Genomic DNA, 15,367 nt, shown 5'->3' on the forward strand with positions numbered 1-15,367 from the left:
CCTCGTCGCGCTTCACGCCACCGATGCCAGATCCCGCCGCGGTGTGCTCCGGGCCTTCGCCAGTGCCCGCGGGGTCAGTACCGGCTGCGGCACCACGATCCCGCAGTCCGTGCAGACCGGGCCCGACCACGGCTCGTGGAGCCAGCGGAGGTCGGCGCCCGCGCAGACCGGGCAGGCCGTGCCGGGGGGCGACTCCAGCGCCGTGATCAGCCGGCTCAGGACCTCGGCGAGCGGTGCCGACGGGTGCACCGCCGGGTCCTCGCAGCGGGCGACCCCGTTGCCGCCCCAACTGCGCCGGTGCCAGTCGTCGAACGCGCCGGGCCGGCGCAGCCCCTCGTGCTTCTCCCGCCTGCGGCGCTCGGCGAACCCCGCCTCGTAACCCAGCCAGACCGCCCGCGCCGCCTCCAGTTCGTCCAGCGCGCGCATCAGCCGCGCCGGATCGGGGGACCGGTCCTCGGGCCCGATACCGTGCCGCACGCACAGGTGGTCCCAGGTCGCCCGATGTCCGTAAGGGGCGAACCTCTCCAGGCACTTGCGCAGCGAATACCGCCGCAGTGCCAGATCGCTCCGTGGATCGCGGACCTGTCTCGCAAGACTCCGGAATCCCGCCACCGCACCGTCACCTCCGTCGCTCGTACTTCGGCGTCAAGGGATGGACGTACGGCCGCCCCGATCGGATCCCGCGGAGGCTGATGTTGTCCGGAATTCGGTACGGTCCGTCAGTGCGGTGCCGCTGCGGTCGATGCCGTGTGACGATTCGGAAAAGGTGACGGTTGCTCACCTTACTGACGAGTCATACCGCCAGTAACCTCCGGCGCATCGGCCTCTCGGAGGAGCACGCATGCCCCCACGCACCATCAAGTTCAGAGCCGCCACCGTCGCGGCGGTTCTCGTACTCGGCACCACCCTGCTCGCGGCCTCGCCGCAGGCCGGCGCCACGGAACCCGCCCCCGTCACCGACTACTGCCAGGGACAGTGCGACGACATCCTGCCGCCCGGCGAGAACGGCAACGCCACCCTCGTCGACATCCTCGGCAACAAGGCGTTCGGTACGCATCCCAAGCACAGCGACGACCAACTCGACCGCTACAACGGCCTGGTGGCCGGACAGTCGGGCCTCACCGACCAGAAGCTGACCGACTTCTTCAACGATGCCTCGTTCGGCGTGCCCGAGGGCCAGGTCGAGTCCGTAACCTCGCCCCGGGACGACGTCACCATCACCCGTGACAAGGCGACCGGAGTCCCGCACATCAAGGGCACCACCCGCTACGGCACCGAGTTCGGCGCCGGCTTCGCCGCCGGGCAGGACCGGCTCTGGCTGATGGACCTCTTCCGCCACATCGGACGCGGCGAACTGACCTCGTTCGCCGGCGGCGCCCTCGCCAACCAGGGCCTGGAGCAGCAGTTCTGGCCGCAGGCCCCGTACACCGAGGCCGATCTCGAAGCCCAGGTCGAGTACATCAAGACCCACGAGGGCGCCCGCGGCGAGCAGGCCATGGCCGATGCCCAGGCGTACGTCGACGGCATCAACGCCTACCGGACGAAGTCCAAGAACGGCCGCTACTTCCCGGGCGAGTACGTCCTCACCGGCAAGGTCGACGCCATCACCAACGTCGGCGAGATACAGCCCTTCAAGCTGACCGACCTGATCTCCATCGCCTCGGTGGTCGGCGGTCAGTTCGGCGGCGGCGGTGGCGGGGAGGTGCAGGCGGCGCTCTCGCTGCTGGCCGCCCAGCAGAAGTACGGAGTGGCCGAGGGCACCAAGGTCTGGGAGTCCTTCCGCCAGCGCGAGGACCCCGAGGCCGTGCTGACGATCCATGACGGCACCGCGTTCCCGTACGCGGGCAAGCCCGGCAAGGCGCGCGGCACCGCGCTGCCCGACGCCGGGTCCGTCACCGCGGAACCCGTGATCTACGACCGCACCGGCTCCGCGGGCACCGACAAGAAGGCCCCGGTCAAGGCCCCGGCCCCGCTCAAGAAGGCCCAGGGCATCTACGACGACGGCGTCATCCCCGAGGGCTCGCTGCCCGGTTCGGGATCCGGCGCCCAGAAGCGCGGCATGTCCAACGCCCTGCTGGTCTCCGGGAAGAACACCGCGAGCGGAAACCCCATCGCCGTGTTCGGGCCGCAGACCGGCTACTTCGCCCCGCAGCTGATGATGCTCCAGGAACTCCAGGGGCCGGGCATCAGCGCCCGTGGTGTCTCCTTCGCCGGTGTCGGGATGTACATCCAGATGGGCCGCGGCCAGGACTACGCCTGGAGTGCCACCTCCGCCGGCCAGGACATCACCGACACCTACGCCATCGACCTGTGCGAGCCCGACGGCTCCACGCCGACGAAGGACTCCACGCACTACGTCCACCACGGCGCCTGCACCGCCATGGAGACGCTGGAGCACACCAACTCCTGGAAGCCGACCGTCGCCGACTCCACGGCGAAGGGCTCCTACCGGATGCAGGTGAGGCGCACGAACTACGGCATCGTCACCCACCGCGCCACCGTGGGCGGCAAGCCCGTCGCGTACACCTCGCTGCGCACCACCTACCGCCACGAGGCCGACTCGATCATCGGCTTCCAGATGCTCAACGACCCGTCGTACGTCAAGGACGCCGCCTCCTTCCAGCGGGCGGCGAGCAACATCGACTACGCCTTCAACTGGTTCTACGCCGACTCCCGCACCGCCTCCTACTACAACAGCGGCATGAACCCGGTGCGCGCCGCGGGCGTCGACCCGGCGCTGCCGGTGCGGGCCACACGGGCCTACGAGTGGCAGGGGTACGAACCGGCCGCCAACACCGCCGCGTACACCCCGTTCGCCGCGCACCCGCACTCCAGCGGGCAGGACTACTACATCTCCTGGAACAACAAGCAGGCCAAGGGGTACGCCACCGCGGGCTTCGGCCTCGGCGCCGTGCACCGGGGCGATCTGCTGGACGACCGGGTGGCGAAGCTGGTCGAGGAGGGCGGGGTGACCCGCGCGTCCCTCACCCGGGCCATGGCCGAGGCCGCCGTCACCGATCTGCGCGGCGAGCAGCTGCTGCCCGAACTGCTGAAGGTGATCCGCTCCAAGCCGGTGACCGATCCCGAACTCAACGCAGCGGTCCAGCAGTTGGAGTCCTGGCGGGCCTCGGGCTCGCAGCGCCGGGAGAGCAGCCCCGGCTCGCACACGTACACCCACGCCGACGCGGTGCGGATCATGGACGCGTGGTGGCCGAAACTGGTCGAGGCCGAGTTCAAGCCGGGGCTCGGTGACGACCTGTACGGAGCGCTGACCGTCAACGTCGCCACCGACGAGTCCCCGGCGGCGAGCCACGGGGCGAGCGGGGCGCACAGCGGATCCGCGTTCCAGTACGGCTGGTGGGGCTTCGTGGACAAGGACCTGCGCCAGGTCCTGGGGAAGCCGGTCAAGGGGCCGCTGGCCAGGACGTACTGCGGCAACGGCGATGCGGGCAGCTGCCGTGACGCGCTGCTCGCGTCCCTGAAGCAGGCCGTGGCCCAGCCGGCGACGGAGGTCTACCCCGGGGACGACAACTGCAAGGCGGGCCAGCAGTGGTGCGCCGACTCGATCGTCCACCGGCCGCTCGGCGGGATCGGCCAGAAGGCGATCCACTGGCAGAACCGCCCGACGTACCAGCAGGTGGTGGAGTTCCCCGCCCACCGGTAGGGGGATGAACCGAAGAGCCGGGCGGGTCCGATTTCCTCGGGCCCGCCCGGCGTCGTATCACCGGTACTGGAGGTACCGCTTGCGCACGGCACGGAACGCGGCGAGATCCTGCGCCCAGGCCCCCACCACCTCGTCCGTGTCCGCCCCCGCGTCGATCATCGTGCGGACCCGGGTGTTGCCGGTGAGCTTGTCGATCCAGTTGTCGGCACGCCAGGCGAACCCGCTCCACGTCTGCTTCGCCGTCACCAGCAGCGCGATCCCGGTGCGTACCGGATCGAAGACCTCGCGGTCCTGGACGTGCAGCTGCACACCGCCTACCGTCCTGCCCTGGAACTTGGAGAACGTCGGCGCGAAGTACGCCTCGCGGAACGCCACCCCGGGCAGGTCGAGCGCGTTCGCGGCCGCCGCCCAGCGGTGGTCGATGCCCTCCGCGCCGAGCAGTTCGAACGGCCGGGTGGTGCCGCGCCCCTCGGAGAGGTTGGTGCCCTCGAACAGGCAGGTCCCCGAGTAGACGAGCGCCGTGTCGGGCGTCGGCATGTTGGGGCTCGGCGGCACCCAGGGCAGCCCGGTCGCGTCGAAGAAGTCCGAGCGCTTCCAGCCGGACATCTTCACGATGCGCAGGTCCACCGGCCGCTCGGCCAGGAACCGGGCGTTGAAGAGCAGGGCCAGCTCGGTGACCGTCATGCCGTGTGCCTGGGCGATCTCCCGGCGGCCCACGAAGGTGCCGAACGCCGGGTCGAGCACCGGGCCGAGCGCCGCCCGCCCGGTCACCGGGTTCGGCCGGTCCAGGACGACGAACCGCTTCCCGGCGAGCGCCGCCGCCTCCATGCAGTCGTACAGCGTCCAGATGTACGTGTAGAAGCGGGCGCCCGCGTCCTGGATGTCGAAGACGACCGTGTCCACGCCGGACGCCGTGAAGACATCGGCGAGCGGCCGACCGCTCTTCAAGTACGTGTCGTAGACCGGCAGTCCGGTCGCCGGGTCGTCGTACCGCCCCTCCGAACCGCCCGCCTGCGCGGTGCCGCGGAAACCGTGCTCGGGCCCGAAGACGGCGATCAGGTCCACCCGCTCGTCCGGGTGCATCACATCGACGATGTGGCGCACGTCGGAGGTGATCCCGGTCGGGTTGGTGACCACCCCGATCTTCTCGCCCTTCAACAGCGCGTAGCCGTCCGCCGCCAGCCGGTCGAAGCCGGTACGGACCCGGCCGTGCCCCTTGCCCGCGGCGGGGGCGGCGCTCGCGGCCCCGGTCCCGGCGGCCGTCGCCGCGAGGGCCCCCACCGCACCGCCGGCGGCCAGCAAACCACGTCTGGACAGGCTCATTCGGCTACCTCCATGATCGCGACCTCTGTCATGGTCACGCACGCTAGCGCGCGTTCAGGCCATACGGAACGTGCCGGACGGGGCGGTTGTGACAGGAGTGTCGCCAGAGCGGTCTCCAACCCTTCCGTTCCGGCATACCGACTGGTTAGTCTGCCAGGGCAGTCGGCTGAGAGAGGCGGGACCCGATGAGTGCGGTGCAGGGCGCGGGCGTGGTGGTCACAGGGGCCGGAGGCGGCATCGGAGCCGCCCTGGCCCGCGGATTCGCCGCCCAGGGTGCACGGGTCGTGGTCAACGACCTCGACGAGGCGAGGATCAAGCCGCTGGCCGAGGAGATCGGCGGCATCGCCGTCGCCGGTGACGCCTCGCGGATCGTCGACGCCGCCAGGGACGCGCTCGACGGCACCGTCGACGTCTACTGCGCCAACGCCGGCCTCGCCTCGCCCGGCGACGCCTTCGCGGACGAGGAGGTCTGGGCCGCGGCCTGGGACGTCAACGTGATGGCCCACGTCCGCGCGGCCAGGGCGCTGCTGCCCGACTGGCTGGAGCGCGGCAGCGGCCGCTTCGTCACGACCGCGTCCGCCGCCGGGCTGCTGACGATGATCGGTGCCGCGCCGTACAGCGTCACCAAGCACGGTGCCGTCGCCTTCGCCGAATGGCTCTCGCTCACCTACCGCCACCGCGGCGTCAAGGTCCACGCGATCTGCCCGCAGGGCGTACGGACGGACATGCTCACCGCCGCCGGATCGGCCGGGGAACTCGTCCTCGCCCCCAGCGCCATCGAGCCCGAGGCTGTCGCCGAAGCGCTCTTCGACGCCATGGCCGAGGACCGCTTCCTCGTCCTGCCGCACCCCGAGGTCGCCGGGTACTACAGGGCCCGCAGCAAGGACACCGACCACTGGCTCGGGAGCATGAACCACCTTCAGCAGAAGTGGGAGGAGACGGGCGTATGACCGAGTCCATCGAAGCGGGAGGAGACCGGCGCACGGCCGGGTCCGTCTACGCCGCCAAGCCCTGGGTCGCGCTGCTCAGCGAGGCCCAGCGGGCCCCCGTCGACCCGGCCGCGACCCTCGTCCACGCCTTCCGGGACTCCGCCGCCCGCAGCCCCGGGCACCCCGCGCTCGCCTACTTCGACGGACGGCTGAGCTACCGCGAGACCGACTCGCTCTCCGACTCGGTGGCCGGCCATCTCGCCGCCCGGGGCCTGGAGCGCGGCGACCGGGTCGCGATCATGCTGCAGAACACCCCGCAGTTCGTGATCGCGCTGCTCGGCGCCTGGAAGGCCGGCGCCACGGTCGTCCCGCTCAACCCGATGTACAAGTCCGGCGAGGCCGGCCACGTACTGAAGGACGCCGAGGTCACCGCGCTGATCTGCGCGGACCGGGCCTGGGAGGCGTTTCTGCGGGACACCGCGGCAGGCGCCCCGACGGTACGGATCGCGCTCACCACCAGCGAGCTGGACCTCCAGACACAGAACGACGCACGCGTGCTCGGCTTCGAACGGCTGCCCGTTCCCGAGGACACCGACGACCTGGTCGCCGTCGCCCGGCAGGGCAACAAGGCCCCCGTCGGCCGCGAACCCGCCGCCGCCGATGTGGCGCTGATCAGCTACACCTCCGGGACCAGCGGCACCCCCAAGGGCGCCATGAACTCCCACGGCAACATCATGATCAACGCCGAGCGCCAGCGGACCGGGCACCCCGTCGCCGAGGGCTCCTCCTACTTCGCGCTCGCCCCGCTCTTCCACATCACCGGCATGGTGTGCCAGCTGGCCGCCTGCCTCACCAACGCGGGCACCCTCGTCCTCGCGTACCGCTTCCACCCCGGCGTCGTCCTCGAAGCCTTCGCCGAACACCGCCCCGCCTACACCGTGGGCCCGTCCACCGCCTTCATGGCGCTCGCCGCCCACCCCGGCGTCACCCCCGAGCACTTCGCCTCCTTCCGGGTCATCTCCTCGGGCGGCGCACCGCTGCCGCCCGCGCTGGTCGAGAAGTTCCGGGCGGGCTTCGGCCCGTACATCCGCAACGGCTACGGCCTCACCGAGTGCACCGCCCCCTGCGCCTCGGTGCCGCCGGAGCGCGAGGCCCCGGTCGACCCGGTCTCCGGGACCCTGTCCGTCGGCGTCCCCGGCCCCGACACGGTGGTCCGGATCCTCGACGAGAACGGCGCGGAGGTGCCCTTCGGCGAGCAGGGCGAGATCGCGGTCCGCGGCCCGCAGGTCGTCTCCGGCTACTGGCGGCTGCCCGAGGCCACCGCCGCCGCCTTCCCGGACGGCGAACTGCGCACCGGCGACATCGGGTTCATGGACAGCGCGGGCTGGCTCTACGTCGTCGACCGCAAGAAGGACATGATCAACGCCTCCGGCTTCAAGGTCTGGCCGCGCGAGGTGGAGGACGTCCTCTACACCCATCCGGCGGTCCGGGAGGCGGCCGTCGTCGGGGTCCCCGACACCTACCGCGGCGAGACCGTCCGCGCCTACGTCAGCCTGCGGCCCGGCGCCTCGGCCGGGCCGGAGGAGCTGAGTGCGTACTGCAAGGAACGGCTCGCCGCGTACAAGTACCCGCGCGAGGTCGAGATCCTGGCCGAACTTCCGAAGACGGCGAGTGGGAAGATCCTCAGGCGGGAACTGCGTTCCCCTCGATGACCGATTCACGCGGAAGGAAGGTGGCGGCAATGGCCAAGGCGACGGACGGGGACACGGCTCCCGTCCCTCAGCGGCTGCTGGCCGCCGCCACCCGGCTCTTCGCCGAGCAGGGCTACGACCGCACCTCGGTCCAGGAGATCGTCGAGGCGGCAGGCGTCACCAAGGGGGCGCTCTACCACTACTTCGGCTCCAAGGAGGACCTCCTCCAGGAGGTCTACGCCCGGGTGCTCCGCCTCCAGCAGGAGCGCCTCGACGCCTTCGCCGACGCCGACGCCCCCGTCGAACAGCGGCTGCGCGACGCTGCGGCGGACGTGGTCGTCACGACCATCGAGAACCTCGACGACGCCTCGATCTTCTTCCGGTCCATGCACCACCTGAGCCCGGAGAAGAACAAGCAGGTCCGGGTGGAGCGGCGCCGCTACCACGAGCGTTTCCGGGCCCTGGTGGAGGAGGGGCAGCGCAGCGGAGTGTTCTCCACGGCCACCCCGGCCGACCTGATCGTCGACTACCACTTCGGTTCGGTCCACCACCTGTCCACCTGGTACCGCCCCGACGGCCCGCTCAGCCAGCAGGAGGTCGCCGACCACCTGGCCGATCTGCTGCTGCGCGCACTGCGGCCCTAGCCGGCCGTTCCGGCCGGGGCCTGTCAGCCGCCCGCTCCGGGCGGGCCTGTCAGCCGGTCGAGCAGTGCCTCCGCCGCCGGGTTGCCCGGCCGGGGGGCCCGCCCCGCCAGGACCACGGTCCGGCCGGGCTCCGGCTGGCGGATGCTCACACACGGCAGCCCCGCGTCCTCACCGATCCGCCGGGGCACGATCGCCACGCCGATCCCGGCCCGTACGAGATCGACGAGCAGCCGGATCTGGGTGACGTCGCAGGTGATCCGGCGCTCCAGCCCGCAGTGCGCGGCCAGCCTCCGCACCGCGGTCTCCAGCCCTGTGCCCGCGCGGAAGTCCACGAACGGCTCGTCGGCGAGATCCTTGATCAGGGTGCGTCCGGCGGTCGCCAGCCGGTGGCCCGGCGCGGTGATCAGCACCAGGTCCTCGTGCCAGGTCGCGAACCCGACGATGCCCTCTGGGAGTTCGGCGGCGTCCGGCGCGAGATAGGCGAGGTCCAGCTCACCGGCCCGCAGCCCCGAGACCAGCTCCGGTGTGGTCGCCTCGCGCAGCGAGATCTGCACCCCGGGCCACCGCCGGTGGTACGAGGCCAGCTCGGCCGCCAGATCCACGCAGGTCAGTGTCTGGATGGTGCCGATCCTGACCCGGCCGGTCACCAGCCCCGCCACGGCAGCCACCGCGTGCCGTGCCGCCTCGGTCCCGGCGAGCACCGACCGGGCCGCCGGCAGCAGTGCCCGGCCCGCCTCGGTGAGGATCACCCGTCGGCCGGTCCGGTCGAACAGCTCGGCCCCCAGCTCCCGTTCGAGGTTGCGCACCGAGGTGCTCAGGGCGGACTGCACGATCAGCTCGGCACGGGCCGCGGCGGTGAAACCGCCGTGCGTGACGACCGCCATGAAGTGGCGGAGTTGGCGTAGCTCCATCCATCTACGGTATCGATCCCAGCCAGCTGAACCATCTGTTGGACCGATCACGGATGCGGGCCGAAGCTGGAGGTATGACTCACATCCAGACGTCCGCACACGTCCCCGCGCTCTGGACCGCGGCGTACGGTCCACACCACGCGCCGGCCGTACGCCTCGCCGCCCGGTGCCTGCTGCGGATCAGGGCCTTCGTCCGTGATCTGGCACTGGCGGACCACGTGGGGTCCGGCGGCTACTGAGCCGGCTGCCGGGCGGGCGCGCGGGCCCGGAACCCGTTGGTGGGGCCGAGGAGCGCCCGGTTAGCATCCGACGATGCAGACGTCCGCCGAGGAACGGTTCCATGCCCTGGAGAGACTGATCGGGCACGAGGACCCCGGCCAGCGTCATCTCGGGCTGGTCCTGCTGACCGAGCGCCTCACCGACCACCCCCCGTCCGACGACGGGGAGACGGACGCGCTCGCCGGGCTGCTGCCCGCAGCGCTGACCGGGCTGCCGGAGGCGGACCTCCTGCTGGCCGGACTCTACGAACGGCTCGGCCACCGTCTCGTGGGCCGTCCCCGGCCGCCGTGGCGCACGGCCGGGCAGCTGCCGGCGGCGGTACGGATCGCCTGGCTGCGCGCCGATGTGCTGCACGACCCCGGGGTGCTCCGCGACGAGACTCCGGGCGAACTCCTTTACCAGGCGGTACGGGGAGCGGGCATCGCGGGCACGCACCGGCCGGCGCGGCTCGTGGACGAGCTGGCGGGCAGCGGCGATCCGGTGCTCCGGGCCGAGGCGCTGCGGCTGGCCCGGGAGGGGCTGCACGCCGGACTGCTGGCCCCGGCGCTGGTCCGGGAGGACCTGATCGGCCTGCTGGGCGCGGGCAGCACCCCGGTCGTTGTCGGTGCGCTGGGCGAGCTCGCCGAACCGTGGGCGGCGACGGATCCGCTGCCGCCCGAACTCCTTGCCCCGTTCCTCGCCGCCGGTCCGGAGCGGGGAGGTCCGGAGCCGGCCGGGGCGGAGGAGCCGGCGGGAGACGCGGTGCCGGTCCGGCCCGAGGTGGCCGACGCCGCCCTCGCGGCCGCCGCGCGCCACGGCCACCGGGGCCTGCTGCGCCGGGTCGTCGACGACCCCGGCCTACCGCCGGGCCTTCGCCGGCGCGGCATGGAACTGCTCGGTGACCTGGCGGAGCGCGACGACATCGGCGAGCTGACGGCCGTCGCCGCGCGCGACCCCCTGCTGCTGGGCGGACCGGCCGTGACCTGCCTGCGCGGACTCCACCGGCGCGGCCACTTCCCGGACGGTCCGGACGTCCCCGCCGTCGTCGGCCTGGCCCTGGCCGACCACTCGATCCCGCCCCGCGACGTGGCGACGATCCTCTTCACCGCCCGCAAGGAGACGCTCCGGGTACTGACGGACATACCGGCCGACGATCCAAGCTGGCCGCGACGGCTCGCCCTGCTGGTGGCCCTGGCCGGACAGGGGGCCGGCGACCTCCCGATCGGGGACGCGATCGCACGCGTCCTGACCGCCGCACCCGTCCCCGGGCCGTTCCTCGACGCGATCCGCGAACTGCGCCACGCGGACGCCGAAGAAGCCGTGATCGCCCTGCTGCCCACCGCCCCGGCCGCGGCCCTGGACGCCCTGGAGGCGATCGGCGGGGACCGCACGGCCGAGGCCCTGCGCGAAGGGCTGGGCCTCACCACGGGCGGGACGGCGCCCCATCTGCGCCCCGTACGCAACCGCGCCCTCGAACTGCTGTGGCTGCTGAACCGCGATCCGGAGCTCCGCCGCGAACTCCTCGCACGGCTGGACCCCGTCGATCTGCCGCCCCGCGTCGCGGCCGGTCTCGGCGGCCCGGACGAGCGGGAACTGGCCCTGCTGAGCTCCCACCTGGACCCGGACGCGCCGGAGGCGGCGCTGTGCCGGCTGGCGGCCCACGGCAACACCGGCACTCTCCCGGTCATCGCCGACCTGCTGCTGCGCATCGTGGCCGAGCAGGCCGCGGCGGGGGACCCGGGCGCGGCCGCCCGGACGGGCGAGTACGGACAGCCGGCCGGTGAGCCGGTGGTGCCGCAGGAGGTCCTGGACGCGGTGAGCGCCCTGGGCCGCAGACTCCATGAACGGGGCGCGATCCGGCCGGTCTGCCTGCTCGGCGCCACGGACGCGCGAGAAGCGGGTGACGCACTCGCCGCGACCCTGGCACTGGACCTGCTGGAGAGGCCCGGACTGTCCGACGGGGAGCAGGCGATCCTGCTCGAACTGCTCCTGCGGACCCCCTGGACGGGCACCCGGGCGAGGGTGCACCGGCTGCTGCGCCACCGCGACCGGCACGTACGCAAGCACGTCATCGCCCTCCTCGCCCGCGACGCCACCGGAGAGGACGCCCAGGCCCTGTCGGCGACCCTGATCGCGCTGACCGCCGCGCCGGACATCCAAACCGTCCGGCAGGCGCTGCTCGCCCTCGGCCACGCCCGCGCCCACTGGGCGGGCGCCGCGATCGCCGCCTGCCTCGACCATCCGAACATGAACATCAGGAAGACGGCGGCCGAGGCACTGGTCCGGGCGGGCACCCCGGCGGCGCTCCCGAAGCTCCTCTTCCGGCTCGGACACGACGGCAACCCCGGTCTGCGCGGCAGCCTCGTCGCGGCCATGCACGCGGTCCTCGGTGAGGCCTACGCGGCCACCCTCCTCGCCGCCGCCGAGCACAGCGGGGACGACGGCGCCCGTGAACTGCTGCTGGCGGGCCTCGACGGCACCCTCACCGCACGCTCGGTCCTCGCGCTGGAGGAACAGGCCTCACCGGTGGCGGCCACGCTGCTCACGCTGGTGGCGTCCCGCCGGGTAGGACTGGCCTCGGGCACGGTGCGGGACCTGGCGCCGGCCCTGGCCAGGCACGGGATCACCGTCCCGGCCGCCGAGCAGCCGTCGTCGGCGGCCGACGAGGTGGACCGTGACATCAGGGCACTGGTGGTTCGGGGCTGGGACCCGGAGGTCGCGCTGCGCCTCGCCGAACGGGACGGGCAGCTCCGCCACGACCAGTCGGAACAGCTCCGGCCGATGCTGGCCGACTGGCTCCGGCTCGCCGGCTCCCGGCCGGGGACCGGGGGCGGGGAAACACGGAACAAGGTGGTGCGGTTCGCGCTGCGGCTCTGCACCGGGCCCGGGGGTGTGGAGCGGTTCGCGCTTCGGCTCCGCGAAGAGCCCCGGGACGCGGAGCTCATGGTGTTCGCCCGGTCCGCCCCGGTCCTGCTGGACGCGCTCGCCGGCGCCCGGGACGGCGACCGGCACGATCTGATCGCCCTGCTCGAAGCGGTCGCGCCGAGGCTGACGGCCACCGAGCGGCCGGCCGCCGTCGCCGCCGTACGGGCACTGCGCCCCGCACCCGCGACGCCGAGCCGGTCCACGCTGACGCTGCTGCGCCGCCTCGGCGCGGTCCCGGTCCGCGCCGACCTCGACCGGGCCCTCGCGGACACCCGGCTCGGCGCCGACCCCTGGCGGGCCGAGACCGCCGTGCTGCGTGAGGCCTTCGCCGTACCGGAGACGGCCGCCGCCGACGCCCCGCCCGCCGGGACCCGGGCATGGCGGGGCGCGCTGGACGAGGCGGTCCGCACCCCGGGCACGCTGGAGGAGTTCCGCCGGAGGGACGACGGCTCGGTCCCCTCGCGGGACCGGCTGACCGCCCTGATCGAGGCCCACCGGGGTGCCGGCCCCGGGGTCCGGGCCGCGCTGCTCGACTGGATGACGGTGCTTCAGCCCATCGGCGCACCGCCCTGGACCATCACCGAGACCGCCCACGCGCCGGCCCCGCCACCACGGGACGTACGCGTCGACGATCTCGACCAGCCCCGTTCGGCCGCCCTGCGGGAAAGGCTGCTGGCCATGCTGGGATCGGCCGACGCGGACCGCAGGCAGACCGCCGCCCTCGCACTGACGCGGTGGCCCGAACCGGAGACCCGGCTGCCGGTGCTGCGCGCGTACCTCCGCGGCCGGATCGGCCTGCCCGGCGGCCCCGGCACCGACCTGGCCGGTCTGCTGGGCCTGATCGACGAGGCGGAGCTGCGGGAGGAGGGCGTCCTGCCCGAGCGGGTGGCGCTCGTCGCCCGGCTCGATCCGTGGGAGCTGGAACGGCTGGTCCCGCTGCTGCTCGAGTGGTGGGAGCACGCCCCGCCCGCGGTGGCCCGCACCGTCGTCGACGCGCTGCGTGCCTGCCCCGCCGATGTGCTGGCCGGAGCCCTGGACGACCGGCTCGAAGCCGGGGCCTGGGGCTTCCTGGACCTGCTCGTCGGCCGTCCGCTCCTGCGCACCCCCGCACTGACGCGGACCCGCCGACGCCTGCGCGCCGAAGGGCGTGATGAGCTCGCCGACCGGCTCCTGCTCGTCGAGGGCCCGCTGCGCGGGCCGGACGCGGAGCGGGAGGACGCGGCGGCACTGGCGGCGCTCCGCGACCGCGGCACGGCGGTACCCGCCGGAGCCGGACGGCGCCCGACCCGGCAGGAGCTGCTGGACCTGGCCACGACCGGGTCACCGGAGCAGATCTGCCGGGCGCTCACGGAACTGGCCGGGACACACACCGGACCGGAGCCGGACCGGGACCGCCGACTCGTCGACCTGCTGGGCGAGTTGCTCACCCACCACCGGTCCAGGGTCCGGCTCCGCGCCCATCGGACCTCACGGACGATGCTCGACCTGCGGACCCACCTGCGCCACACCGAGCTCCTCCTGGACGACCCGCGTCCGGACGTGGTGCGCATGGCGATCCGTATGCTCTGCCGGGCGGGCTGGGAGCCCGCGCTCCCCGCCGTGACGGGACTGCTCGGACACCCGCACGCCGTCGTGCGCGGGGCGGCGGCCGAAGCGCTCGCCGAACTGGGCGGGGCGGCGGTCCCCGCCCTCCGCAAGGCCGCCGCCCACGCCCGGCCCGACCGGCGCTCCCGCTACACGGACGTACTGGACCGGATCAGGGCCGGGGAGGACGAAGGCCTGCCCACAGAGCCCGGCCGCCCTACACGTACCGCTTGATCTCCCGCCGGGCCAGCGAGCGCTGATGCACCTCGTCCGGGCCGTCCGCCAGCCGCAACGTCCGTGCCGCCGCCCACAGTTCGGCCAGCGGGAAGTCCTGGCTCACCCCGCCCGCGCCGTGCAGCTGCACCGCCCGGTCGAGGATGTCGACCACCGCGCGCGGGGTGGCGATCTTGATGGCCTGGATCTCCGTGTGCGCGCCCCGGTTGCCCACCGTGTCCATCAGCCACGCCGTCTTCAGCACCAGCAGCCGCAGCTGCTCCACCGTGACCCGCGCGTCCGCGATCCAGTTCTGCACGACGCCCTGCTGGGCGAGCGGCTTGCCGAAGGCCGTACGGGACACCGCCCGCCGGCACATCAGCTCGATGGCCCGCTCGGCCATGCCGATCAGCCGCATGCAGTGGTGGATCCGGCCCGGTCCCAGCCGCGCCTGGGCGATGGCGAAGCCGCCGCCCTCCTCGCCGATCAGGTTCTCCGCCGGCACCCGCACATCGGTGAGAACGACCTCCGCGTGACCGCCGTGGTAGTGGTCCTCGTACCCGTACACCTGCATGGCGCGCCGCACTTCGAGACCGGGGGTGTCGCGGGGGACCAGGATCATCGACTGCTGACGGCGGACATCGGCACTCTCGGGGTCGGTCTTGCCCATCACGATGAAGATCTCGCAGTCCGGGTTCATCGCACCGGAGATGTACCACTTGCGGCCGTTGATGACGTAGTGGCCGCCGTCGTGCACGATCCGGGTCTCGATGTTCGTCGCGTCGGAGGAGGCGACCTCGGGCTCCGTCATCGCGAAGGCCGAGCGGATCTCACCGGCGAGCAGCGGCTCCAGCCACCGCTTCTTCTGCTCTTCGGTGGCGAACTGGAAGAGCACCTCCATGTTCCCGGTGTCCGGGGCCGCGCAGTTCAGCGCGGTCGGCGCCAACTGCGGGGAACGGCCGGTGATCTCGGCGAGTGGCGCGTACTGGAGGTTGGTCAGCCCGGCCCCGTACTCCGCGTCCGGAAGGAAGAGGTTCCACAGGCCCTGCCTGCGCGCCTCCGCCTTCAGGTCCTCGACCACCTGCGGGGTGTCCCACGGGGAGGCCAGCAGCGCGCGCTGCTCGTCCGCGGTCTTCTCGGCCGGGTAGACGTACTCGTCCATGAAGGCGAGCAGCTTGCCGCGCAGCTCTTCGGTGCGGGCGTCGAATGCGAAGTCCATGGGGGT

10 protein-coding genes are annotated in these 15,367 nt (G+C 72.9%); 6 read left to right on the forward strand and 4 right to left on the reverse strand.

All coding sequences use genetic code 11. The features are described from left to right. Window positions 1–12: 12 nt before the first annotated feature. Complete coding sequence (locus OG842_RS31110; protein WP_266736149.1) at window positions 13–612, reverse strand: hypothetical protein; 600 nt, start codon at window positions 610–612, stop codon at window positions 13–15. Between the two features lie 229 nt (window positions 613–841). On the opposite strand from OG842_RS31110, the gene OG842_RS31115 reads away from it, so the two are divergent. Beyond that, entirely contained in the window at window positions 842–3,664 is a 2,823-nt protein-coding gene (locus OG842_RS31115) for a penicillin acylase family protein (protein WP_266736147.1), read from the forward strand. A 57-nt stretch (window positions 3,665–3,721) separates the two neighbouring features. Here the strand turns inward: OG842_RS31115 and OG842_RS31120 are convergent, their stop codons facing one another. Beyond that, window positions 3,722–4,987 (reverse strand): exo-beta-N-acetylmuramidase NamZ family protein, encoded by a 1,266-nt coding sequence (locus OG842_RS31120; RefSeq protein ID WP_266736146.1) that lies wholly within the window; start codon window positions 4,985–4,987, stop codon window positions 3,722–3,724. A gap of 185 nt (window positions 4,988–5,172) precedes the next feature. Here OG842_RS31120 and OG842_RS31125 point away from each other — a divergent pair, with 185 nt between their 5' ends. Genes OG842_RS31125 through OG842_RS31135 form a run of 3 tightly spaced genes read left to right on the forward strand, consistent with a single transcriptional unit; the run spans window position 5,173 to window position 8,251 of the window. Continuing rightward, entirely contained in the window at window positions 5,173–5,937 is a 765-nt protein-coding gene (locus tag OG842_RS31125; protein ID WP_266736145.1) for an SDR family oxidoreductase, read from the forward strand. After that, entirely contained in the window at window positions 5,934–7,628 is a 1,695-nt protein-coding gene (locus tag OG842_RS31130; RefSeq protein ID WP_266736143.1) for an AMP-binding protein, read from the forward strand. Before OG842_RS31125 ends, OG842_RS31130 begins: the two co-directional genes overlap by 4 nt. A gap of 29 nt (window positions 7,629–7,657) precedes the next feature. Continuing rightward, entirely contained in the window at window positions 7,658–8,251 is a 594-nt protein-coding gene (locus OG842_RS31135; protein ID WP_093541408.1) for a TetR/AcrR family transcriptional regulator, read from the forward strand. Window positions 8,252–8,274: 23 nt separating this feature from the next. Here the strand turns inward: OG842_RS31135 and OG842_RS31140 are convergent, their stop codons facing one another. Beyond that, window positions 8,275–9,162, reverse strand: a complete 888-nt coding sequence (locus tag OG842_RS31140) for a LysR family transcriptional regulator (protein ID WP_266736142.1) — start codon at window positions 9,160–9,162, stop codon at window positions 8,275–8,277. 74 nt (window positions 9,163–9,236) lie between these two features. Here OG842_RS31140 and OG842_RS31145 point away from each other — a divergent pair, with 74 nt between their 5' ends. Continuing rightward, on the forward strand, window positions 9,237–9,401 hold the full coding sequence (locus OG842_RS31145; RefSeq protein ID WP_266736141.1) for a hypothetical protein: 165 nt from the start codon (window positions 9,237–9,239) through the stop codon (window positions 9,399–9,401). A gap of 73 nt (window positions 9,402–9,474) precedes the next feature. Next, window positions 9,475–14,163, forward strand: coding sequence for a HEAT repeat domain-containing protein (locus tag OG842_RS31150; protein ID WP_266736139.1), 4,689 nt, complete (start codon window positions 9,475–9,477; stop codon window positions 14,161–14,163). On the opposite strand, the gene OG842_RS31155 is transcribed toward OG842_RS31150, so the two are convergent. Beyond that, on the reverse strand, window positions 14,147–15,361 hold the full coding sequence (locus OG842_RS31155; protein ID WP_266736137.1) for an acyl-CoA dehydrogenase family protein: 1,215 nt from the start codon (window positions 15,359–15,361) through the stop codon (window positions 14,147–14,149). The genes OG842_RS31150 and OG842_RS31155 overlap by 17 nt on opposite strands. Window positions 15,362–15,367 lie beyond the last annotated feature (6 nt).

Origin of the sequence: Streptomyces sp. NBC_00376 (genome assembly GCF_036077095.1) — a bacterium.
Lineage (GTDB): Bacteria > Actinomycetota > Actinomycetes > Streptomycetales > Streptomycetaceae > Streptomyces.